Raw genomic sequence first — 26886 nt, forward strand, 5'->3', positions numbered from 1 at the left:
ACTATTAAAATCCAAAGTCATTTACAATTGCTAAATCAATCATAAATGGTACTTTGTCGTAGACCTTTTCTACTGTTTCATCCTCATCTTCCATAACTAAATAGTATTTTTTACCCTTATCATAAGCTTGATCCTTTAATGTAAATTTCTCTCTAAATGAACGTTCTTCAGGTTTGGATGACCTACTATCAGCAATAATAATATTTTCATTAGAAATTCTGTTGTCTTCCTCATCTACAAAGTAAAGTTTCAACCTAATAGGAGTTTTCTTTTCTTCTACCTTTTCGGTTTGGAAGAATTCTAGGTAGGTAATCCTATTTGTAATCTTTCTCGATATATTAGTAAGCTTTACTTCTACTTTAGATGATTTGAATTCATCTTTTCTGATATTTTTAAATTTAATTACAGGAATGATTATTTCCTGAAGAGCACCGCCACCATGGACATAATTATCACCAGCACCTTGTACTTTAAATCTAGTAACACCTTTTGGAATAATTGCATTTATTTTTCTTTCTTCTCCAAGTAAATAGTTCATAGGTATAGTTAGCAGTCCCTGCTCTTCAATCTTGTCTTCAGAAAGAATAAATCTTCTTCCCTCATCTATCGCCTTCACATCTGCTTTACCTATCTTATTATACTCTTGTAATGATGACCTTCTGTAGATAAATCCATGATCCGCTGTAATAAAAATATTTGTAGCACTTACATTGTTGACTAAACTCTTGATTAAGTTATTTAAATCCCCAAATGTCTTTTCAACTGCTGCAAATACATCTCTTTCCGTAGAGGCCTTGTCCCCAATGGTGTCAATAGCATTGTGATAAATATAGATTAGCTTCTTTCCATCAAAAATTTCCTTGTATTCTGCTCTATTCATATCTTTAATATGGTTATATTGTATAGCTACTGCATCTGCTGAATAGTTTAAAAGTATTTTTTGCCTGTTTTCTGTTCCTGATGAATTTAAGCCATCTACTATTACCTCGGATTTATCATTAATCTCTATTTTCTTATGTGGAAGTAGTGTTGCCATTCCTAGCTTTGTATAAGAAGGTATGACTCCCTGCATAAATGAAAGCTCAGCCTTACCTCGTCTATCTCTATTTAGTATATCGCTAAATTCCACAGCGGCTTCATATCTGAATGCATCTGATATGATTACAAATACTCTTTCCTCATTTCTTATATATGGTGAAACATATTGAGAATAAAAATCCTGCTGCTTTGTAAGTCCACTAATTCTTATATCACTAATGAGTTCATTTTCAATAGTTTGAGACCATTTCATAGACAGTTCTTCTAAATACCAATTTGTATATGTATTTTCAATTACGTGAACAAGCTCGGAAAATCTGTCTTTATTATCTATGTTGTCATAGGCTAAATAGAATTTCCTATAAAAATAGTCGAAAAGATAATAGGTTTTAGTATAGTTATCTACTAGTTCATATGCCGTTGAACCTTTAATAGATTTCTGTAATTCGTTTTCTAGCCTTAAAATTTCCATTCCGTAGTATAGTGTTTCATACTCGTTACTTAATTTATTGTACCAATGAGTAGTTTTTCTTCTGTTAATGATCTTTCTATAATTCTCATATTCTCCAGTATTTTCTACTAAATTTGTAATTAATCTACTTATTATTTCTTCATCAAAAGCTTTGAAGTTATCACATTTAATATAGTCTTCTATGTCCCATTTCTTGGTATATTCCTTTATATTTAGCTTTTTCTCCATATTATTAGCCATAGCATCATACATTTCATGGTCTACTGTATGGCTCATGAAATGATCAATAAATATAATGACATCGCTTTTCTTTGAGGAAATGAACTTCTCCCAAGTATTTGGTATCTTTGCTTCTAAACTATAGCTTAAGCTTGTTATTAAGAACATAAGCATTAGCTGTTCAAGGCTTCTTTCTTCTAGATGATATCCATATCTTTTCCCTACTAGGCTCCAGAATACATCTATATCTCCAAACTTATTAATGTCTTCTAAATATCTATCCTCACCCTTTATTTCTTCTATAAGCAAGGTTTTGACTACTAACTCAAAGTCTATAATTGGTAGTTTACAAAGAGAAGATAAAACTCCAATTTCAACCTTTTCCTCTGTATAGTTTTCAATATTATATGAGGCAAACTTTTTATATCTTTCCTTGTTGTTAAAGAATTTTATATGTTTCTTAAATACATTTCTTAGAGTTTCATCCTTTACCCCTAGATTTCTCATAATGACAGTTGCTTTGTCAGTTGAAAACTGTGTACTGTATTTTTCAATGTCTAATAGCCAATTTTCTCTTGGTAATGGCTTAGGTTTAGGTGAAAAAACTAGATAATTTGAAGTTGTGTCCTCTTTTTCGAGTATATACTTTATATAAAAGCTGTTTCTATCAGTTAAGTGCAAAACCTTAGCGTTTTCAAGTTTTAGCTCATTAATTTCCTCTGTGAATTCTCCATCTGAGTCATACCAGAATACTATATTTCTACGTTTTCCATCATATGGTTCTTTATTAAAATTTTCTTCTAATATCTTTTTTATTTCTGTTAAGTTCACTTCATCACCTACTTATTTATATTTCTTCTAGCTTTCTAAATCCTTCTTGTATTGTCCTATATTCTTCCCAGTTAATATCTTTTAGCATAGAATCAATAGGTGTAAAGGTTTTTTGAGGAAACATTGTTCCAAGAGTAACAGCTAACTCACCTTTTAGTTTTAGTCTTTCATTAAACAAATATTTTGCTAATCTAAAATTCGAAATAAATTCTTTACTTTTATTTACTATAAGGCTTTCTTCTTCTCCCATTTCAGTTATAGCCTCCAGTAAAAATGTCTCTAATGCTCCATGTTTGTTAAAAGGAATAATTATTGGTAGTATTTTCACATTAATTAAATCATTAAATTCATTAATATATTCCACTTCATTCCAGTTATTGTTTTCTAGCCTTACCACATCTAGGCACTCACTTAATTCCTGCAAGATACTATCGATATCTTCTGTATTATCTCTATCTCTTAATATCACAATCTTATCGAATGCCCTTTCTCTTTTCTCAAATCTAATATTCTTTAAAACTTCATTTATGGAATAACGAAGATTATCTTTTCCCCCAACACCCCAGATAACTAATAAATCGTCATTCAGGCTATACCACTTTACTTCTTCATTCTCTTGGTTTCTTACGGGAATAGTAATTTTACGTTTATCTTTTTTATTGCTAAACTCCCATCCTTTGGTTTTATTAAGGTAATAACTAATTAATATAGCGTCAGATTTGCCTTCACATAATAATATACTTTTCATCATCTCAACTCCATATTAAAATCTTCTCTTAGCTCATATGCCTTTAATCCGTCAATATTTCTGACCTTTGTTTTCTTTTCATCTAAACTATTTCTAATTGTTATTATCCTTATTAAATCTCTTAACACTTTCAGTCTATCTACATCATTTTGACTTTCTAATAAAGAATCAATTACCTCTATGCTATGTGTAGTCATAAAAACTTGAACTTTATGTCTTTTACATGCCTTTATAAACCATTTAAATATATCAACTAAAGCATCTATATGAATTGCAGTTTCAACTTCATCTATTAACAAAACTCCATTCTCTGCCTTTATAATAGATGAACCTAGCAGGAGTACTTTTTTTGTTCCCTCACCATAGGTAGACAATGGCATTAGTCCGAACTTTTTATGTTGTAAATAAGGTATGGTTTTTCCATTCTCCTCTAACATTTCCAGTCCTACAATATTCTTATCAAATATCTTAAGTAAATCTACTAGCTCCTTTTTCTTTCCTTTTTTGATAACTTCATTTGGGATATTATTCGTCAAATGTTCAATAGATGTAACATACTCCATAGAAACTGTCTGAAGCTTATTATCCAATACAAATTCTTTATCCTTTTGAGATATTGTTACATTCTCTACTATTTTTTTCTCACCATAATTAACTTTTATCTTACCTTCAAATCTTTCAATTTCTTTAGAATATGTTTCCTCTGTCAACATGTGAACCCTGTTCCCATTTATATCTAGATCAAACTCTTGTCCTTCTATATTTGCAGAGATATTTATACTATTAGAATCAGCATTCAACATATTTTTAAAAATTGTATAATATGAGCTCTTATTGTTCAATATTTCCCTCAATCCACCAACCCTAATGATATTGCCTAGTTCAGTAGGTCTTTCTATAATGGCTATAGCCTCTAATACAGATGTCTTACCAGCATTGTTTTCACCAACTATAACATTTACTACTCCTAGGTCTGATAATTCCAAATCCCTAATTCCTCTAAAATTTTTAATATGTAGTTCCTTAATATAACTCATTCAATCACCCCCGTACTATATCTTAGCTAATAAATCAGCTTTTAATGGTTTCTTTCCTTCCCCTTGTGAAACCTCAACCTCTTGGAATTTTCCATAGTTAACTTTTACTCCATCATCTAAGTCAATTTCTATTTTCTGATTTGCAACATGGGCTATTACTTGGTCGTAGGCTAGACACTCCCCAATTTGTTTATTTATAGTGTCCTTTTTCTTCATTGCAGCAGCTTTTTCTCTTGGTAATAGATTAGATTCTATAAGTATATCTAGTCTCCTTACCTCTGCTTCGTACATTTTCTGTAGCTTATGAAGATAATCTGTTCTAACCCTTGCTACTGTTGATGAATCATAGCGGTGCATGTATATAAGAGCTTTAAATCCGTTTTGTTTTCCACTATCAAATAGCCAGTAAATAGGTCGTTTTTGATAAGTTCTTACATGATCATTGTAGAAGTCTTTTAAGAAGTATCTTCTTATAGCCTGTCTTGAGGTCTCACCAGTTTTTTGTCCTAATGTTTCTGCTATATAGTCTATATTTTCCTCTAGTGTCTTTTCTCCAAAGGTAATCTTTACAAACTCTACAAATCTATTTACTATATCATCTTCAAAGTAATCATCTTCTACTATAGGAATTACGTTATCCATAGTGACATCTATTGAAGAATTTTTCCATCCTTCCGTTGTATTAATTCTCAATTCTCCATTCTCAATTCTGAATTGTTTTCCAAATTCCCCACCTGCATAGATTAGGCCTTCTTCATCTAAGGAGTATCTACCAAACATACAGCCTACTGCATAGGAGATGAAGGATTTTATGTCTTTTTCTTGTTTAGCAATATTTATTGTTATATCATCTTGATCAACTTCGGGTGTCAATTCACCTTTGAGCTTATAAGTATTAATAAAAATTTCATTTAGTTTTTCTTCACTTTCCTTCAATAAATAAAATTGTTTTCTAGTAAAATTTAGCCAGTTATTAAAAGAATATTCTATAGCACCTAAGATACCTTTATGACTTAATAAAGGATGTTTTTGGAAACCCCAAGATATTTCATAGGAATCCCAATCTTCTTTTGTTATGTCTAAGCATTTACTAGTTAATTGTTCAATTTGTTTTTTATACTCTTCTTCTATCTCAATTAATGGTATATTCTTTATATCACCAATCTGATAGTTCATTGTTGGAGCAAGTATTCTAGCAATTTCCTTGCAAATCTTAGAATTTACAAATCCAAAAATGATATCGCTAAATTCATTTTCTCTAAAAATGATTGCAGGACTAGCATCATCAAAGTATACATCGTCTGGGTCCTTTCTAAATGTGATGTCTAATGTAGTTACTTTTGACCAAACAATATGAGGTAAACCATAATACTTCGATGCTCCCATACCACTCTTTTCATAGCTTTTTAATTCATAACCATTATTCTCCCATTTAATTACATACAGGGAATTCCCGTACCATTTTCTATATGGGCCTCCTTTGGAATACTTGTTCCACTTTCTATTGACCATATCCAAACTATTAACTTCATACCAGTATCTTATAAATCTATCATTATTTCCTGTAAAAATTCCTTTTGTTACTGCTAGCACTTTATTTTCAAGTCTCTTACCTTTCTTAAAGACATTAAGAAATTCCTTACTAATCCAATATGATAAAATATAATTGGGTACTTGTTTAAAATCTGATTGATTTAACTTCTTGTATCTATTAATGGGATTGAAAAACTGGGATTCTTTTTCATGTCGTCTTGAATCATAATAATCAACTAATCTAACATTATGTGACGTCAAGCTTATATTAACTTTCCTAACAATAAATGCGCATGTTTGCACTACTTTGCCAATGATATTTTCAAATGCTTCGTAACCCAAATGTAAGATGCTGTATATCCCATAATTGTCTACTATATTTCTCCTAAGCTCCTTAAATGAGTCTAAGAACATCCATGAGTGCATTGTTATCATTGAATTAAATCCTTTTAATTTTAAGAAATTAAATCCATTTTCGATAAATACAGAAAATAGGTCTTGCTTACTGCCTTTATAGTTCTTGTCTACAAATTCGATTAATTTTTTATTCATTCCTTGTCTACCTAAATAAGGTGGATTAGTACACACCACATCATACTTCTCACTCATTATCCTACCCTGTTTAACAAGAGGTGGAAACTTTTCTAATATTACCTCTTTATACTCAAACTCAAATAAATTTAATGCTTCTCCATCTCTAATCTCTTCTATCCTTCTCTCAATAGCATCGAAATCTATTTTATTGACATCTAATATTGAGCCATACTCCTTTGCATCAGTAAATACTTCAATTAAATATTCTACACCCTCTTTATGAATATGTTTTTCTAATGCAGTATCTTTCGGGCTAACTAAATACTCAATAGCTTCCTTTGTTATCCCATTACTTTCCTGAATCGAACAAACATTTAACTCTACTTTTCTTCTAAATATTCTCCTATTCTTACTCCTTGCTTTCATCATAAGTGCAAAGGCTGCTAGTTGTCCTGCTCTATCATCTATATCTAGTCCGTATAGGTTTTTCTCTAATATTAGTTGTGGTATATCTCTTTCTGAATATCCTGCTTTTAGGTAGATATCATACAGTACATCAAAGGCATATACTAAAATATGTCCACTTCCCATAGCTGGGTCTAGTACTTTTATATTTTCTGGATTTAAGTTAGGGTCTTTAAGTTCATCAAGTTTCTTTTGTACCTCTGGTTCTTGTTCTGCTTCTTCTAAGTAATATTTCCATTGTGCTTTTAACTCTTCGTCTGGATGGGATTCTAGCCATAGTCTACCTAGTGAGTTTTCTACCATATACTTTACTATCCACTTTGGAGTAAATAGCTGGGTTGCAGCAGGTATATTTTCTTTTGTAATCTTCTTGTTTTTCTTTAAATCTGCAAATACTTCATCTTTCTTTTCGGATATATAGTATTGATAAAGCCAGCCTATAATCTCTACTTGATCTTTGTAGTCCTCTTCCTCTATAGACTCTACTAAATCCCTTATTACAGATCCTTCTCCTAATAAATTATCTGGTATTAGTAGTTCTGTGTAGTCAGATATTTCTTCAAATACCATAGGCATTATTTTACCTAATTCATTACATTGTTTTATTAAAAGATATTTATATAAGTCCTGTGTATCATTAGAATCTATTAATCTATATATTATTTCCTTATCTAAGTCTAAGTCTACATTTAACGCTTCTTTTATAATATCTGGCTCTATTTTTCCTTCTTCTATTGATGATAGCACTCTTACACCTGTAGGAAGGTATTCATTGACCTCCATAAAACGGAGGGCAATGAATCTATTAAACCATGTATAGGCAACCTCTTCTATTACTTGTTCAAATCCTTTTGTCTTTATGTTAGATATTAGTTTTTCTCTTTGTTTTATTTCATACTTCTTATAGACTTTGCTATTTTCAATCCCTTTTACTCTAAATCCACCCTCAAAGGTTTCTATATCCTTTATTTCATTTTTTGTAATACCTAGTTCATATGATTTTTGAGTAATATCTTCTATAAGTTTATTCCTAGCTCTTACTGCAAAGTTTTTTATAGCAGATTTGTTCATATATGACCCTCCTGCCCTTAGATTAGTTTTAGTTTTGTGTTTTCAGTTAGCTGCTCTTTTAGACTCTTACGAATTTGCTCTAATACTTCTTCTATATCTTTATCAGTCTCGATTTCCTTTGCACCATGCAGTATGTTAGATATACTTACATGTATAGTTTTTTTAGTTACATATGGTGGTGTCTCTCCTTCTCCTGAAGTTGTTGGTGGTACATTGTCTATTACAGGTGGTTTTCTCCTCTGCTTTTCTCTGTTTATTTCATCAAAGCAGCGAATCTTTATTCTATCTGATTCTTCCTTCATTGCGATTGCTTCATAGAAGTTATTTGCACTGTCTAGGCGTTTTAATAGATTATCGAACATGCCTTTAAATCTACCGTAAAATTCATCCTTAAATTCATATATAGATAATTCATTTAATACCTTTTCACAATCACTTTTAATTACATTTCTAACTGGCTTACATTCTTCTTCCAGTAACTCTGTAAATTTGTTTATAAATTGTTCTATTAAATTAGGTAATTTATGAATTTCAGAGTATGGCTCTTTTGATTTAACTATTCTTTCTATTTCACCAATTAACTTGATAGTTTCTTTGTCAACTACATAGGTGCTATTGTGTTTGTATATGTCTAACTGCTTAACAGCATTGTCAAACTGTTCTCTTTGATTTTTGAAAAACTTCTTTACTTCAAATACGTCTTCTTCATAATTTAATAGCTCATCTTTTAACTCATATACTTTTTCATAAAACTCTGTGCTATCCCTTAGGGCTAATATTTCTTCAAATAGCTTTTGACCTCTTTCTAATACTTCTTTTCCTGGATAGTATATATTATTTTTGTAATTCTCTAGCAGAAAATATATTCCATAATCATTTGTATCTATACTTCTCATGTTTAGTTCTTGCTCACATAGCTTTTTAAATCTTTCCATTAAACCATCTTCATCATTTGGCATTGCCGTAATATCAAAGACTTCCTTGGCTAAGTTTTTTACGTTGTTTATATATTTTGCTGGAACTTTAGTTCTTTTCTTAATGACTAGTCTATCTTGATAGTCTCTTTTAGTGAGATAATTGATTAAATCCTTATCAAATATATTGATATATTCACTTCCAAGCTGTAGCTTCACTTCTTGAGCTTTAAATAGTCTTAGTACTATGCCTACTATATCTAAGTCTTTCCATCCATAAGGAGCCTTTGAATATAGACTAACTATAGACTTTATTGTCATAGGAATATTTCTATCTGTGTTTCTCTCAACAAAACCACCAACCTCATCCACTGCTAATTTGTTTGGCATATCATCTGTTATTTTTAGCTGCATGTCATCTTCTAATATAATATCGTTTAGATCTTTGTTGCTTTCCACAAATGTTGTAATGTAACTAAGTTTATTGTACATACTCTCAATAAGTACTTTAAATCCTTCGTTTATTCTCTCTACTGGGTTCTTTGCCCTAATGTCTAGTTTTTGTGAGTTAGCATAGAGTTCTGCTGATTTTATAGCTTCAATAAGTGATGACTTTACTCTGTCTCCTCTTTCCTTTACTTCCCTAGATTTTCTAATCTTAATTTCCTCTATTTCTGGAGTAGCTGCAGCTCCACCTTTTCTCATTAAATAGGTTTTTATCTTTAATACCTCTTCCATTTCCTCTAAGAAAGTAGTGTCCATAGGCAGCTTTACAATTAGATTGTTTTCCCTTGTGGACATCAATTTAAGCTCTTGGTCTGTTAGTTCTACACCTGTATCATAATATGGAGTTATAATCTTTAATCCTATTTCGTGCTTTTGAGGTGATAATAACCTATCGTCTATTATCTTATTAAAGTCAAAATGATACCTGGTATTATATCTGTATTTCTTTTCATCATAAATTCCCTCAAAGATTTCTTCTCCTATTTTTAATATAGTTTCACTCATATCAATAGGTATATTTTGAATTTCCTTGTTTACATCCTGTTCTTCATGAGTAAGGAAAATATACTCGTCACCATTTTTTTGGATTAGAGTTTCTTTTAATAGTCTCTTTAAGGATTCTTCTATTTGTTTTTTTAGTTCAATTTTGTCATCGTCAATATGTCTAACCATTAAAGTAGCTATGTTTTCTATATTTGAAGGCATTTCCTTTACATATTTAATTAAAAATAGTACTTTTAAGACTTCTACATCTTCTTTTGTTAAACGTTCATTATCCTCGGCTTTTATTATGACTGTTCTAATATTTGAATCTAAAAATGCTTCCACAGTTTCATAAAAAGCCCCAAATGGTATAAGTGTACCTATTTCACTATCTGCATAGATAATAGCCGATTCTTGGAATGCACTAAGTAATGAACGTTCTCCTTCTGACAAGTGTTTACCACTAGCTCCATGTAGCCTAATACCTGTAAATACGGATTGAAGCAAATTAAATTGATATGGTATAAATGGATATACATTTACAAAGTCTTCTTCTGTTTTGTAAATCTTCATTTCTGGTGTATCAGCTGAAAAAGTGATTAGATTTTTTAGGATAGCTTCTTTATCTTGATATAGTAGTTTTAATGTATCTTTAGCAACATCCGTTTTACGAAGAATTCTTTTCTTTATTACTTCGTCTACATTTGCTGAGGATAGAATAAGTCTAGTATTAAATCTTCCTTGAATTTTTGAAAAATCGTTTCCTTTTACTTTAGTAATAGAGTCTATATCCTGTTGTGATGTAACAATTACCCATGCTCTTCCTCCGCAGTGTGTACCTAAGTCCTCTACTACTGTTTGGAGATTAAGCATTAGGCCTACATCATCTCCTATGTATTGTCCTATTTCATCCGCTAGAAAAACAACATGATGATTGTTTCCCTTTGATTCTATATATTCCTTTACTAGGTTAGCGAACTTTTCTATACTTAATGTGTAGTTTTGTTCTGCTTTGTTGTACCAGCTTCTAGCTGCTTCCTCGCTCATTTTTGTTGTTTCTGATAGTGCTTTTACTATATTATCTTCTTCAAAATAAAAGTCTTCTCTTGAATCTTCCCAAGTGTTACCTGATAGCTCTTCAAATTTGGCTTTGAAAGTTTCATATGTACCATCCTTTACTAATTGCCTCTCTAGTTCTGCAACCCAGGGAAGTGCAGCACAAAAGCCTTGCATTTCATTAAATACTTTCATAAAAACTTTAACAATAGCATCTTTATTCGCTTTTGAAGTAGAGTCTGATTTGGAATCTATATTAAATAAAATCACATCTGCACTAGTGTCTCCAGCCATTTTTATGTCAGCTAGCACCATAGAATCCTCTATTTTATCATCAAAATAATGAATAGCTTTTTGACCCTTTACTTCTTTATTTTCTAATAGATATGATAGTATCTTTAAAAAGTGTGATTTACCGCTTCCAAAGAAGCCTGATATCCATACTCCAATTTTATCTGTGTAGCTATTTATGCCTTTTTTATATGCTTCAAAGAATTCACTAAAGTGTTTAGCCAATTCTCTAGTTACAACATACTCTTCAAGCTCTTGATAGACATTTGATTCATCATCTTGTCCAATTTTAATAACTCCTTTAATATCTCTATCAATCTCTTTATAAAACATTTTCCTAAGTTGCATAAAATCTCCCCTTTTCATTTATCTTTCAATCAACTTAAATGCCCTATAATAATTGTCGTCCTTTATTTCATCAAATAACTTAAGCTCAAGTCCATCATATACCCCTGGAAAAAACATTATGAGTGGTACTTCATCTATTACTGAATGTAGTGTGTTTAAAACTGTATGTGATCTGATAATAGGCCATGCTTTCCCTACACCTGTTAAAAATACTATGTCATTTTTTTCTACTCTATCTCTTATATACTCTACTACTAGATCATTATTTTGAGTTAATCTAAGGGTTTTCTTAATAGCGTTTAGTATGTGCTCTGTGCCTTTTTGTTTTTCCATATCAAGAACCTTGTTTAAGTACCCTTTGCTTTCTAGAACCTCTAACATGATCTCATATAGATCGAACTCTTTTATTTTTATTTCTGAGCTTTCATTATTTATTTTCTGCTTTAGGTATTTAATATGCTCCCTAACTATAAGCTCATCACTAGGGTCATAGTCAAATATATAATATCCTATTTCATTGCCTAGTCCTTTGTTTTCTCTAAATCTCTTCTCCTGTAGCTTTGGAAGAATCTTGTCTAGTCTTTCATATATATCCATTTACATCTCCCCCAACATGACTTCTAGGTATACTCTATCACCTATATCTATTAGATGATTTTTAACTTCTTCCTCTATTATCTGAGGTATAATTTTTACTTCATTTTTTGTGTTTTTGATGAATCCTGCTTCTGATAGAATTCTTTTATATACTTGTTTAAGCTTGTAATAGGTATAATCCTGCCATGATGCAACTTTTTCACTTTGCTCCGCTTTTCTTCTAAAGAATATATTAAAATCTTTGTCGTCTATGCTGTAATCTTTTAATAGTATCTTTTCTCTATAGACTTCTTTCATAAATTCGAAAAAAAGCCTGTCTGTTTTGAGTATGCTATAAATAGTTAGCTGCTTGCTTGTTTGTAAGCTACCATTTACGATTTTATCTAATATGTAATCATCTAATACTTGTATTCTATTAATAACTGCTGAAGCAATTTCTTTTTTTCTGGTTTCTGTATTGACAGAGAAAATATTCTCTTCTAATGATTTGTTTTTTATATCTAGTTCACTAAATCCTTGAATTTTCAATGATATGGCTTTTTTTAGTTCTAGATATAGAAAAGGTCTGGCTTTCAAAATCGATGTATATTGTAACATATTTTACAATCACTTCCTTTCAGATGGGCCACTTTGATAGTTATATTATATCATTGTGGGTGGAGATGTCTAGTAAGAAAATGAAAAACGCTAAGGTGACAGAAATTATATTTAATCTTACCTATCTAATTAACTATATAAAAAGTTTGTCAAAGCACATTTACTAGAATGAATGAGTTATTGTTATTATCACATCCCTTAATGCTTCTTTTTAGTCTGTAAAAATAGAGTTTTACACTCATATCACTTATTATGAAGGAATTTTATTGATATTGTGGAATTAAGGTATAAGATATAAAAAATGGGGGTATAAACTATGATCAATAAAGATGATTTAATGGGAAATCAAACTATTCAAAATGCTATAGTTCCTTACGTTGAAAACATTCATAGTGATAAAAGTCAGAAAAAAAATGAAGCATTTTATAAAAAATACGTAAAAAGATAGATTCTTGGATTAAAGACAAGAATTGCCCAGATACCTTGAAAAGTATAATTATATTAGTTCCAGACTTATTCTATTTACTATGGAAAATATCTTTAGACCCCTCGCTCCCCCAAAAATATAAAGGAAAAGTTGTATATGCTATTTTATATTTCTTAAGCCCTATCGATATCATACCCGATGCATTAGGAGCTTGGGCACTTATAGATGATGCCTTTGTTGCAATAACTATTATAAACGCTTTAATAAATGAACTTGATCAAGAATATATTCAACAATTCTGGTATGGCGATCCTAATGTGTTAAGTAATTTGCAAGCCTTAGTAAAAGAATGTGATAACCTACTTGTATTCATTGATAAAGAACTCATCCCTAGGGTGCTTGGGAAAAATGATGAACCATTAATTAAATGATTTTATTTATTCCCAAATAGAATGCCAAGGAGACAAGTTGATAATGGGTCCCAATCCTCATCTCCTTAGCAGAATAGTCTAAGACAACATTATTCTGATCAAATATCTACGCTAGTCTATTTATACAAACCTACATATATTCATATAGGCCCATATTAATAAAATAACACATTCATGTTCCAACAAGTCAGATGCATAGAACTTAGATAACCTCCTAAAAATAGTAATATGAATGCTAATAGGATCAGAGGATGCAATTTTGAGCATCCTCTGTTTTTTCATAGACAAGTAATTGTTTTAGTATACACTCTCCGAGTATATATGGTAGAATACGAATCAAGTAAAATGGAAGATAAAAACCTAGGCAAAATAGGAGTTCCCATTACAACCTCTCTAAAATAGTAATTGTTAATTAATCATTTGATTCCAGTAAAATCCTCATGCTTTTATTAAGTTAGTTGCTAATAACTAGTAACTAATAGGTTAAACAAAAAATAATCTACAAATTATATCCCTTACAACTCAAAACGTCTCTGTGTTTACTACATCCCTGAATTGAACCTGTCTGTCATTTCCTTAATAGGCTTCGCTCCCTATGAAGAGATATAGTGCATTAGCTTATCCTTATACACGAACGACCCGCCTTCAGCTCACATGCTATTACATAAGATTTGCAGTACATATTCCTTTAAATGTTGTTCCACTTAAGTTTAATGACGTTCTAAGCAGGCTAGAATTGAAGAAGAGAACGAAATATTAAAAAAAGCCATGGCAGTATTTGCAAAGAAGTAAGCTCAATATATAAGTTCATTACTGACAATAGACATATCCATGATATAAAACTAATGTACAAAGTTCTAAAGGTTTCTAGAAGCTCATATTATAAGCATCTCAATAAAAAAGAAAGTAAAAGGAGCATTGAAAATCGATTTCTAGAAAATGAAATTCTGCATATATTTAAAACTAGTAAATCTAGATATGGAGCTCCTAAGATATATGAAAATTTAAGAGCTAATGGTGTATTTATAAGTCTTAAAATATGAACAAGCTAGGTATTGTAAATCATAAAATTTATTTCCCAATTCCTCAGGGGTTAGACCACTAGCTATATCCGGTTTAACCACTACTAAAGCATCCACATCACTGATTCCTTCTACAAAAGTTTTTTTAGATAGAGATCCTCCAAATAAAATTTGTTCTATTCCTTCTATCTCTTTGCCAAGTGTTTTCTCAATTTCATTCAAATGCGATCTGATAGCTGGACCATCATATCCACCACTATCTATAAATAAAAAATCTGTTAATGGATACTCATTAATATTAGATGGCATTAAATTATAATATATATCATATGAACTGATTAAATAGGTATGATATAGATACTTGTCCAACATTAAAATCAGTTCATAATTATCAGAAATAATTTTTTCTCCATCGCTTATCAATATATTTCCTTTACTTGAGAATGAAGTATTGATTTACAATTAAAAGTGACCACTAGAAGGTCAAAATTACTTGACAAGCAATATTATTTTCTTTTTTCTCCCATTTTACATTCTATAATGGATGTTTGTTTATTTATTTTAATGGTAACTGGTGATCGATTTAGAGCCATTTTCTCATACCTCCAGAAATATAATTAGGCGAGCTAACAACATAAACTCACCTAGATTATACCACATTTTTGTATTTATTTTTGCTATATTAATTAAGCCTCTAAACTTCTAAGTTTCTGCAGGGATCTCTACAATAGATAAAAATCTATTAACTTATTTTTTCTATCCATTTTGATATCTGATTACTACTCAAAATATATAACTGATCTCGTGCTCTTGTCATAGCAACATATAATAATGAACGCTCCTTATTTTCATATTCTTCTATTTCTCTATGATATTCTAACTTGTCCAATTGATTCTTATATGGAATCATACTTTCGTTCATTCCAACCAGAAAAACTACTTTAAACTCAAATCCTTTGATTCCGTGCATAGTCCCTATATAAACATTGTTTTGACTAATAGGATTAACTTCTTCAAGAGATATTGTTCTTATCATCGCCTTGTTCAAGGTATCTTTTATAATACTTAAGTAACTATTTACTCTCGAAACAATTGCAATTTCACTATAATTAATACCAGAACTAACTATCTTTCTTATTTCCTCAAGTACATAATTACTCTCTTCATATTGGCTAGGGAAATTATTAATTATCGGTCTTTTACCTCTCATCACACACTTTGAAGACTTGTCTTGAAAAGTATCCGAATCAAAATCTGTGAAATTAACACCTCTAATAATTTTTTCTGCTTGCTGACTAATCTCCAAAGTATTCCTATAATTTATTTTAAGTTCTCTTGTTCTATTACCTTTAATATTAATGCCACATTTTGAAAAGTTAGAGTTTACAGAATAAATTCTTTGTCTAATATCACCCACAATAAATAAATCATTTTCTTTTTCATCAATTAAAGCTCTTATTAGTCTATACTCTGGCATCCCAAAATCTTGAGCTTCATCAATAATTATGGCTGAATAGTTTATATCTTTTTTTCTACTTATCATATGTATTACATCCTTAATAATAATCCACCATTCAGTAAAATCAGATTCATGAAGCATTTCAAGGTACTCAGATATAATATTCCAAACTTCTTTTCTTTGGCTTCTTCCAAGCTTTTTAAATGCACCGTTTCTACTTACTCTTAGGTATGAGTCCAAATCCATAACCTGGTGATAACTTAATACAACATCTATTTCTGTAATTACATCTGAAAGTGTATAGTCCTGTTCTAACCCTACTCTTGTTATTGCTGATTCTATAAATATAGCACGAGTTTCATCATCAATTATTTTAAATGAGATATTATGTTCTTTAAGGTACTTAGCAATCCATGAATGCAAATTGATCACTTCAATCCTATTCAAACTTTCTAAGTTGCACATATTTTTGAGGTTATACTCTACTGATTTAGTTAATTTTTTAGAGTATGTTGTAAATAGAATCTTATCTTCTCTACTTGTATAAACATTTTCAGCAAGGTATTTAGCTCTATGCATTGCTACAACAGTCTTACCTGTTCCTGCAGATCCTTTTAGCTGAAAGCTCCCTTTATAATTTCCATTATTGCCTATTACATACTTGTTTTGTTGAGGATGTATAAAAATACGCCATAAGTCTATAGGGTCATCTAAGACTTTTGAAATTACATCTTCCTCAGAAATAACTTTTATATAAGATTTATTAATATCTTTATTTATTGCTTCATGCATTGTTTTCGGTACAAAATCATTTTCAATACTGAAACATTCTTTAATTTCTTCTATATCTATACCTTCTAGGCAAAAACTCAATATTTCATAGATATCCTCAGAAACATATTCCTTCACATGCTTCACCAAGTCTTCGTCAGTTTTGATAAAAGATAATACAGGAAGTACAAGTTTAGGAATACCTATTGAAATCAATTCATCTTGAGTGTATATGTCAGCTATACTTAATTCACCTTTGTCTTGACTCTCAATTTCTTCTTCTGATGGAACTACTTCTTTTTTTCCTATAGTTAGGTCTACTACCTGAATTGCCGAAGTGCTACTATTAACATTAAAGATCTTATTTTTAGCCCAATCCATTGCTTCATCATGATTGTCAATGTATACAAATAAATAAACATTTCCTTCAGGAGGATGAATGATAATTGCTCGGTATTTTTGATCAATCCGAACGGTTCTCACTTTATCATCTTTCATATCAATAATATCTTCATAATTTATGGATGCAGAATCAGGGTTCAATTTGAATTTTTCGAAAAAGTTATTTGCTTTTTTTTGTTTTGATTTTGGTAGCTTAGACAACGCCGTTAAATAAGTTTTTGTTATTGCAATATCAACATTCATTCTTATCTCCTCATTGAAATCTTAATAAATTAATCACTTAGACATTTATTTAAATTAAACTCATTAATGAAATAAGTTTTCCATCCTAAATCACTAAAAATATTTTTCTCTTCCTGTTGATCATCCAAAAATAATGCAATTTTCATTTCCACAAATGCAAGCTCCGCAATTGGTAAATCACCATTATCTAATTCTAACTCGTATCCTTCGATTGGAACTTCTATATTCCTGTCTTTACAATACAAAATAATAGAGTTTATGTCAGTTTCTTTTGATGAAGCAATTTCCTTATATGAATTATTAATATTCTCCATTACTCTAAAATAGTTTAAGGCTAGTCCCCTCTGAAGTATGTCATGATATGGTTGGTTAGAATAGTTTCTCAAACAACCATAGCAACTGGTTTCTTCACCACATTCACATAATCCACTTACACGTTTTTTTGCTTCTTTTATTACCTTGTCCAATTCTATTCCAATTCTCTTAACATGACCAGCACCTCCTGGTACTTGATCAAATAATATAAAGGATGGCATATCGGATTGACTTGTGTAATTCAAACACCCGTCAATCTCTCTTCTATCAATTCCTAGATAACCAGTTGCACCTTCAATTAACGCATACAGTACTGAATAATAAAATGCTTCGCTAAAATTATTTACCACATTAGGTAATTCTATTTCAATAATATCTGTAATAATCTCATGTCCTAAATCTACCTTGTTCAAATACTTATTCCCACAATTGTTCCCATATTTGTTCTTATGTTCAAACTCTATGTCATAATCGTTAGTAGTAGCATAACCACACCATGAACATACCCTAAAACTTCTACCATTGTTCCCTTGATTTACAATAAACAAGTTTCCTCTTGGAGAATAAGTATATTTTATAGGAATGTTATATACATCCACTGTGCTTTGATAGTTTCTCTCATTATCATCATATTGATGAAAAAACACCTTACTACTATAGGAGGAAACTGGTTTTGATAATGTTGGTTTTTCTGGTTTACTATTATCAGTTGAGAACCCAAAAATAGGTTTTATAAATTTATGCATAGTTAATGGAGCTCCACATGCACAATATTTTTTATCTTCGTCTATGTCTGCTATTTTTAAATTATAATCACATGGTTCTTTATAAATAGTATGACACTCATCACATATTGCATATAAGTACGTTGGCCACCACTTAGACCTTGACATATTTATAGAATAAGATTCCCACATTACTCCATTTGCTATTACCTTATTCCCTGGTGCAAATTCTGATATAGCTAATTTTAAATCTCGGCTTAGATTTACGTTCTTTGACGCTTCACCCAAATGTATTGTATCTAAATTTACAGAATCAATTGGAAAACCGTATCTAGGAAGTACATTATTTGAAGCTAAAAAATCGATTACACTCTTATCTAAAAATGTCTTTAGCATTTTAGTTATAGAATCTGTAGGTTTTCCTTTTGCAAAGTTATCATCTTTTATTTTTATAATGTCAGTTACGTCTTCAATCCACTTCTCTTTCGAAATAATCAAATTCCCAGTATCCTTTAAAAGTCTTTCTTCTATCCATTTCCATCTTTCTATTTTAAAGACATCTTGAACTTCTTTAGTAAAAACGTTTCGCAAAGACTTTAAGATATCTTGTGGATGATTATTCAACTCTTCTCTTAACTTGATATCCACTGATGGATAGTCTTGATTATAGGCAAACAATTTTTCAACATTTGAAAAATAACATTCATCTTTTCTAAATAACCATGAAAATACAATAGAGCATAGATGTCTAAAAGCAATTTTGTCATTACTTTTCTCTATATATGGAGGTTTAATCTTGCCCTCAATAATTTTCTCAGGATTCTGAAAATAGTACAAATCATGAGATCTACGCTTTGCATATGTTAAAATGTATGCTGTTGAAGCTGTTCTCCTACCTGCTCGTCCAGCTCTTTGGACATAATTAGCTGTCTCTGGAGGTATATTCCGTAAAAATACTGCCTCTAGGCTTCCTACATCAACACCCATTTCAAAGGTAGTTGAGCAACTTAAAATATTTACCTTGCCTTGTTCGAATTTAGTTTGTATTTCAGAGGCATGCCTACTTGTTAGCTGAGCTGTATGCTCTTTTATAACCATTGGAATTCTTTTGATATTATTATAAATATCAGAGTAATATGTGTGCCTTGAAACCTCTTCCCTAAATAGCTCTAATTGTCCATTACATCTATATGATGAACATACTCCCTCAATATTAATGTGTGTTTTTTTACCACAAATATTGCAACGATAAAGTACTTGATTCTTTTTAAATAGCCACTTATTGTAGTTCAATTGATAAACATTGCCTTCATTTGGAATATATCTAGATATATATACTCCTCTATCAATCATTAATCTAATAAAATTTGAATCATTAAATATTTTTTCAAGAAAAATATCTGCTTTCTCTTTAGCAACTTTTTTATTATCACCTAATTCAGTGAATATTTTTACTAAGTATTCAAATCTCATGTTACTATAGTTTTCTTTTGGCCTGATACTCATAATTCCCTTTTGAGGATTAGAATCTTCATATCTAAAATAAATAGGTTTAGTACGTTGACCAAATAGTGGATGTTCATGTCGCAAATCTTCAGGATAATTTACGCACCTATAAATTCTCAGACCATGGAAAAACTGCTCTACTACTTGCCAAACTTGATTACTATTCAATCCACAAAGTTCAAGTCCCTGAGGCCACCAATCTGGTTTTGGGAAGCTGAACGATAGCATGCCAACTCCTTCTAATCCAATTTCTCTTTCATATGACATTAGTTCATACATTATATAAGCAGAAATTGTTTCATCAATATCCTCTAATTTATCAATAAGTAAATCTTTTTGTGATTCTATATCTTTATATATTCTTGTATGCAATTTATTAACTGTAATCTCTTCATCGTCAAGAGAATCAATTGCATCTAGGATAATCTTTCTCCACAAATAATTGTTATACCTAATATCCATATAAGTTGCAAAATAAGCTGCCTCTTTTCGACTATCTGAAAAAGCTAATAGTTTTCTTCCATTTATATCTTGACTAGTTTTTTCTTCTACCGTATCAAAGAAATTAAAGTTTCCAAAGAGACTTTCGCTTTCAGTTTCAGTCAAGTCATTATCTTCTTCGGATGCAAATGTGACTTTTTCTCCTGGTATATTCTGATAGAGCGTCCTCCCTAACATTTCGGTTGTTGGTGCGTCAGCATTTACAAGTCTTTTTACAATGCTTCTTCCATAACTACCGCAATCTAAACAAGTATTAATCGAACCTTTATGATTGACTTTATATACAATGATAAGATTAGGATTTTTGCAACATTCTTTGTCTGTCCTATTAGCATATGGAGCAACTTTCCCGCATTTTGTGCATAAAATATATCTCTCAGCATTGTTTGCTTTGAAATCATCACCTAATAATTCGTCATCTTCAACTAAAGAATCTTCATTTAATTCTATATTTGAGTAGTCCTCTTTAAGTAAAAAGTATTCAAGTCTTTCTTTAGTTTCTCCATTAAAAAAGCCAGATGATTGTTTTAGATATCCGTTTTCTATCTTGCCTATAAGGTACTCTTGTCCACATTTCTGGCAATTGGCTAATTCAAAGATGCCAACTTTTTCTGTTCCAATATTCTCATACTCTTTACGATTCAAGAAAACTTTTTTTGTTGGGTATAATCTTACAAATCCACCTTCTATAGCCTTAGAAAATGTGTGATATCTTGCAGGTAGTAACACATCTGAGTTATCTTCTTTTTTAGCTTTAGCAGCTAAATCTACCATTGCTAGAAAAGCATCAATATTTTCATTATTCACAGCCCCATAAACATCCACTATAACTTCTTCAATCAACTTTGTTTTGTTCTCAATAACGATCTTTAACTTATTTACATAATAATCCTGAATTAATGTGTCATAAAGAACTTCATATGACTCACTTTTAGGGTTTATAGATTCATATATGCCTTCCTTATTAATTGCCTCTGCTAATTCTCTTCCAGTATATTTTTCAGTTAACATTAAGATTTTCTTGTATGTATCCAATGGTGGTTTGATTAAATTTGCATTTGCGTTAGTTCTTACTCTTTCAGATGTAATTATACAGTCTTCGCTAAAGTCCTCTCCAAATAAATCCTCAGCATACTTTACAACATGTTTAATTTCTTCTTTACTGCTGCTTAATGTTGCACTAGTAGCAATAAAGTTTATCTTGCCTTTTTCTCCATCAACTACCCTATCTTTTAATCTAGCTATCAAATATGAAATTTCGCTTCCCAAAGAACCAGAATAAACATGAGCCTCATCTAAAACAATATACTTCCAATAATCTTTATATAATCCATCAAAAAATACATTGTCATCAGGACGTAGTAATAGATATTCTAACATTGCATAATTTGTTAATAAAATATGTGGTGGATTTGACCGCATTTCCTCTCTAGATAATAATTCGTTTTTTAAAAGTGGTTGGTCTGGATTCATTTTCTTGAAATTATCAAGAGCTTCACTTTTCTTTTCTTTGGTTTCACCTGTATATCTTCCGAAAGTAATTTCTGGATAATCCGCTAATAAGCTTCTTAATCTTTTTAGTTGATCATTTGCTAATGCATTCATAGGATAAAGAATCAGTGCTCTAACTCCTGGAGTTAATTCATTATTACTATGTTGTTCTGCTAAGTGATTGAGGATCGGTATCAAGAAACTTTCAGTTTTACCACTGCCTGTACCAGTAGCAACGATCATATTCTTTTTCTCAACAACTGCTTTCTTAATTGCTTTTTCTTGATGTAAGTGTAGTGGAAATTCTCCAATCCTAGGGATTAGCTTTACAAAGTTTTTATGTAATATTTTTTCATTTGCTAATTGTTTTAAATCCTTACCACTTTTATACATTGCTGTTGATTCAAGATAGGGACCTTTTACTAATTCAGATTTATTAAGTTCAATTGCCTTATCCGCTGATTCCCTTAATTCCTTATTTTTAAATAAGAACATGGATTTCAGATATTTAGTGTACTCTTCCCTTATATTTTCTGTAGTTGCAATTGGGTTAATGCTCATATATCTTCCCCCTATATAAATATCAATTTGAAAAATGCCCTATATCTTTCAAATAATTCCCATCGTTTCCCAAAGTATTCTTCCATAATCATTTTGTAGTAATCATCATCAGACATAGTCTCGACTGGAACAATCGACAAAAATGCAGAAATTAATAAGGAACGATAATAATCATTCATGTTAGTTTCAAGCAGATCTTTAATGGTATTGAATTGCTCTTTAGTGATCTTATAACGATTAGCTAATTCTTCTGGTAACTTAAAGTATGAGCAGTTGTTGTCACACTTAATATTTTCAACAAGATCATCAATTTTATTTCCATTCACTTTCATTGTAGAAATATCTTTTTCAAATTCATAAATCCTAAAAGCTCTTGGTAGAGAATAATCATATTTAAGAATATAACTGTTTTTATATTCTGTTATCCAACTCCAGAAAGAGTTGATTATTTCAATCTCATTTCTTACAACATTTGAAATTTCTTTGTGTTTTCTAGCAATAGATAAAAGCTCTCTTTCAAAAGTTGATACACAACGACTTTTTAAATTGCTAGTAAGTGCCCCACTTCCATTTTTCACACTACATAAGGCATCTATTATGTTTATTTCAGATAATAAATCGATTTTTTCATTAGAAATTTCTTTATCTTTTCTCGTTGCTAGCAACATTGTAACACATAGTTTCATATCTTGATTATTGAGATAGTTAGTCATATTAAGTAAACCATTTAAAACTCTTTCATATCCCTCTCTACTAATAATTAAGTTCAGTATTCTAAATGAATCTTTTATAAATGTCTCTACATGATTCTGATCAACAGTAAAATATCTCATCTGAGTAAGGGTCATAAATACTTTACTGATTGATAAAGCACTTGTATTTTTCAAGCCTTCAAATAATTGTGAATTGTTAGACTGCCCATTTGCGTAACACTGCAATAGCTCACCCAAAATAAAGTCTTCATTCTCCACTTTTATTGCTATATCATTAGCGATTATATTTTTTATATCATTCTTTTTGAAGAAATCCCTTTTCTCTTGAATATTGTCAAAAAGACTATATTCTTTTTTATAATCTAACACTGGTAAATAGTAACCATAGTCTATTTTATCAAGTGCCACTATCACCTCTGTAATACCATCGGAAAGTTCAAACTCCAAAGGGTTCTTCCAAGGATTAATATAATTATAGAGTTTCAGGATCCTTGATTTATTGGAGTATTCTTCATCCCATGATATAATCAGGACATTCTCAATAAATTCCGATTTTAAATTAAGCATCTTTATTTTTTTTGCTACATTCAAGATAATTTGTTCATATAAGATTTCTTGTTCCTCATTTAAGACAACTATCTTGATTGAAATATTATGAAAATCAATCAACCTATCTCTGATATTCTTAAACTGAAAGTTAAACTGATCCCCATAACCTAGCTTTCTAGTTTCAACTATACTTTCATTATTATTTATTTCTTTTATCTCTAGCTTATATGTTAATGTTTTATATCTATAATCGTAATTAATAATCTGTAAACGGATGTCACTATTATCAAAAGCTTGTTTAGATATTTCTCTTACCTGGTTATGATCCTTGTTGTCTACAACAGTTTCTAATCCAGTAATATCCCACCTTATTGGCAGTATAACCTTAGAAATAGGTACTGTAATTCCATGAACTAGTAGATTAAATCTTACCTTAGCAACATTTGAAGGTTCGATATAATAATTATTCATATCTTCAGATACAAGACATGTTATATGAGATGGTTCAATTTGATAATGTAAACCTTTCTCTAAAATGAATTTTTCATGCTTATTGTTTATTTTTTCATAAGACATACCAAATCCATCATTGTACTCAATTGGATCTATAAGAATAAAGGTCTCCTTCGTGATGGTTCTTTCCTTACAACTTATTAATAAGCTATAGTATCCTTTAGGTAATTTGTCTTTATCAAAATCTATTTCGATACTATTAGAGTTCTTCTGCCTTATTCTATAGCACGATGAATATTCAAAGTTATTATTATTGTTTAATGGTCTTAACCGAACTTCTATATCATTCGCATCTATATTTGGCGCATGAAAACTAAAGGTTCCAATATCTTCGTATATATTAATACCCTCAAAATTATGTGGGCTAGTTTCCCGCTTTTCAAATGCTAACTTGTATGAGTTTCTTTTTACACTAGGTCGATCATCAATTTCAAAAATAATTTCTTTTCCAGAACCACTGAATACTATCTCTCGTTGACTTATATCTTCTAAATCTAAATAGTAGAAGATATAACCCTTCCAATTCTTTAAGGTGATCTTATCAAGCACATGAACTTGATCTTTATATTCTGAGTTTATAATTCCAATTACACATTTACTTCTATTTAATTTATCACTTTTCAAATAATAACCATATTCATTAAATAAAATAAACGAATTGGTATTTTCAATTTGCCACTTGCCTACTACTTTATTATTAAAGACATACTCAATCTTTATATTTTCATAATAAGTTAATTCAATCTCTTCATCTAGTACTATATAAACTCCATCTTTACGCTTAATAATTCGTCCATCAATAAATTTTTTTGGTGAATCATCAATAAAAATATTCCAACCACAAATTTCATCACTATAAGTTTTACTTCTTTGTTGTGGCAACATCAAAAGTAACTTCTCATTTGGTATATCAAAACGTATTCTCGGATTTGCAATGTAATATTCCTCCTTCTGGGAGTCAATATCTACTTTATCCGATTCAATCCATTTTTCAAAAGAGGTTAGAAAACGCTTTGGTAAATAATCAATAGCTTCAATATTTTCTTTATTATCTAGGCAATTATTAAACATTTCCATAATCTTATTAAATGGATTGTCAATAATTTTGTCTTCGGACAAGAAGAAAATTCCTGGCTTGTCTAGTCTATATGTGTTATCTTCTAAAAAAATATGCACACTAGCTATTCGTTGATTATTACTGTACCTGAAGTAATATTTATAAATAGCACTATAAATTTTTCGAATAGATACTTCAGGTATATAAATTTGCGAAAAAATTTCTGATAAATTAGTCTTTTCTAGGTAACGTCTATCTTCTGAGTTAATATTAAACTTATCTGCTACTTCTTTTAATACTTCCATAGCTAATAAGGCATCTTTATATTGATAATCACCCTTACCAAAAAATTCAGGCCAATATCCATTACTGTCCTCATCGTTATATCTATATATAGCTGTAAAAATTAATATCAATGATGTAACAAAAGGATAGTTTTGAACTGTTATCTTGATACCATACCTGTTTATATATGAATCAAATTCCAGCTTTAATTTTACATAATCCTCATTCTTGAAGCTGAGCCAATCATAGGCTACCTCAAGACATATATGATTTTTTTTATTTAACATTTGATGGAACTTTATTCTTTTTTCAAGTTTTTCCAATGATAAGAATTCTTCCTTATCTGATTGAAAGGCGCTATTATTGTATTCTTTTACAACTAGTGATTCTCCGTTTAGTAAGGCTTGGAGACAATTTGAGATATCGCGATATATTGTGTCTTTGTTGCTATAAATATATTTAACCCAATTCTTATCTATAATAATTTCATTTTGTCCTTGAGTTTCAAATAAATCATTGTTGCATTTCCATTCGCTGATCAAATAGTTATTCCAATAATTAAAACTAGCGTTAGTAATCTTATTGTTATCAATTGGATTCCTTAGGTAGCTTAAAGATTTTTTCACCATGCCTAATAGTTTAATATTAACTTGTTTGTCGTTCATATACTTTAAAATCTGAGTAACATCTTCCTTCATTGAAATCATAGAAAGACCATATTTGATTATTAAAGTGTTTTTTATTTCATTGAACAACTTTATTTCAGAAGATTGTTCTACTTTAGACAAATCAGTATTCCAATACTCCGACACAATTTCATATGCGAAATCTAAATAGCTTAGTTTAGACTTCCCTTTAGTAACAATGTCTATTAATTTCTTTAAGCACATTAAATCAATTACCGAAATACTGTTGAATTCAGCAAAAATATTAGTTCTAACATCCCCTTGTTTGAATAGCACCTCCATTTTGCAAATCCCCCTTTATCCCAAAATCATAAATTGATATTTTTACCTAAAAACTAATGACATCATAGGCTTTAAATTATATTATTAAATTACTATAGGTTATAATCTTTGACTTTTTTATCCTAGACTTATAGAACAGATTAAATAAATGTTTTCAATTATAGGTCATCTATAATTCACATAAACTCAAGTAAATGGTAAGCATT

General features: G+C 30.2%; 13 protein-coding genes. 2 read left to right on the top strand and 11 right to left on the bottom strand.

Features of this window, described 5'->3' with window-relative positions; translation table 11 throughout:
* Positions 1–4: 4 nt before the first annotated feature.
* The 7 genes from pglZ to BLV37_RS06325 are packed head-to-tail and all read right to left on the bottom strand — an operon-like array spanning position 5 to position 12741.
* Positions 5–2560, bottom strand: coding sequence for a BREX-1 system phosphatase PglZ type A (gene pglZ / locus BLV37_RS06295; protein ID WP_091728833.1), 2556 nt, complete (start codon positions 2558–2560; stop codon positions 5–7).
* Between the two features lie 16 nt (positions 2561–2576).
* Positions 2577–3308, bottom strand: a complete 732-nt coding sequence (locus tag BLV37_RS06300; protein WP_091728836.1) for a DUF3226 domain-containing protein — start codon at positions 3306–3308, stop codon at positions 2577–2579.
* Positions 3308–4345, bottom strand: a complete 1038-nt coding sequence (locus BLV37_RS06305) for an AAA family ATPase (protein ID WP_091728839.1) — start codon at positions 4343–4345, stop codon at positions 3308–3310. The genes BLV37_RS06300 and BLV37_RS06305 overlap by 1 nt, the downstream gene beginning before the upstream one ends.
* A gap of 15 nt (positions 4346–4360) precedes the next feature.
* Positions 4361–7948 carry a BREX-1 system adenine-specific DNA-methyltransferase PglX gene (pglX, locus tag BLV37_RS06310; RefSeq protein ID WP_091728842.1) on the bottom strand — a complete coding sequence of 1196 codons (3588 nt, stop codon included), beginning with the start codon at positions 7946–7948 and terminating at the stop codon, positions 4361–4363.
* 17 nt (positions 7949–7965) lie between these two features.
* Entirely contained in the window at positions 7966–11547 is a 3582-nt protein-coding gene (gene brxC / locus BLV37_RS06315) for a BREX system P-loop protein BrxC (protein WP_091728844.1), read from the bottom strand.
* Between the two features lie 18 nt (positions 11548–11565).
* Positions 11566–12144, bottom strand: a complete 579-nt coding sequence (locus tag BLV37_RS06320) for a DUF1788 domain-containing protein (RefSeq protein WP_091728847.1) — start codon at positions 12142–12144, stop codon at positions 11566–11568.
* The gene (locus BLV37_RS06325; RefSeq protein WP_091728849.1) at positions 12145–12741 is read right to left on the bottom strand and encodes a DUF1819 family protein; all 597 of its coding nucleotides are present in this window, start codon (positions 12739–12741) and stop codon (positions 12145–12147) included.
* Positions 12742–13057: 316 nt separating this feature from the next.
* On the opposite strand from BLV37_RS06325, the gene BLV37_RS15430 reads away from it, so the two are divergent.
* The gene (locus BLV37_RS15430) at positions 13058–13189 is read left to right on the top strand and encodes a hypothetical protein (protein ID WP_280140114.1); all 132 of its coding nucleotides are present in this window, start codon (positions 13058–13060) and stop codon (positions 13187–13189) included.
* Positions 13190–13224: 35 nt separating this feature from the next.
* Positions 13225–13599, top strand: a complete 375-nt coding sequence (locus tag BLV37_RS06330) for a YkvA family protein (RefSeq protein ID WP_176967898.1) — start codon at positions 13225–13227, stop codon at positions 13597–13599.
* Positions 13600–14603: 1004 nt separating this feature from the next.
* On the opposite strand, the gene BLV37_RS06335 is transcribed toward BLV37_RS06330, so the two are convergent.
* From BLV37_RS06335 to BLV37_RS06350, 4 genes are all read right to left on the bottom strand, one after another.
* Positions 14604–15044 (bottom strand): nucleotidyltransferase family protein, encoded by a 441-nt coding sequence (locus BLV37_RS06335; RefSeq protein ID WP_091728856.1) that lies wholly within the window; start codon positions 15042–15044, stop codon positions 14604–14606.
* 319 nt (positions 15045–15363) lie between these two features.
* Entirely contained in the window at positions 15364–17496 is a 2133-nt protein-coding gene (locus BLV37_RS06340; protein WP_091728858.1) for a 3'-5' exonuclease, read from the bottom strand.
* A gap of 29 nt (positions 17497–17525) precedes the next feature.
* Positions 17526–22595, bottom strand: coding sequence for a DEAD/DEAH box helicase (locus tag BLV37_RS06345; protein WP_091728861.1), 5070 nt, complete (start codon positions 22593–22595; stop codon positions 17526–17528).
* An 11-nt stretch (positions 22596–22606) separates the two neighbouring features.
* Positions 22607–26680: a hypothetical protein gene (locus BLV37_RS06350; RefSeq protein ID WP_091728864.1), complete on the bottom strand. Its 4074-nt coding sequence runs from the start codon at positions 26678–26680 to the stop codon at positions 22607–22609.
* Positions 26681–26886: the final 206 nt, after the last annotated feature.

The organism is Proteiniborus ethanoligenes (assembly GCF_900107485.1).
GTDB lineage: Bacteria > Bacillota > Clostridia > Tissierellales > Proteiniboraceae > Proteiniborus > Proteiniborus ethanoligenes.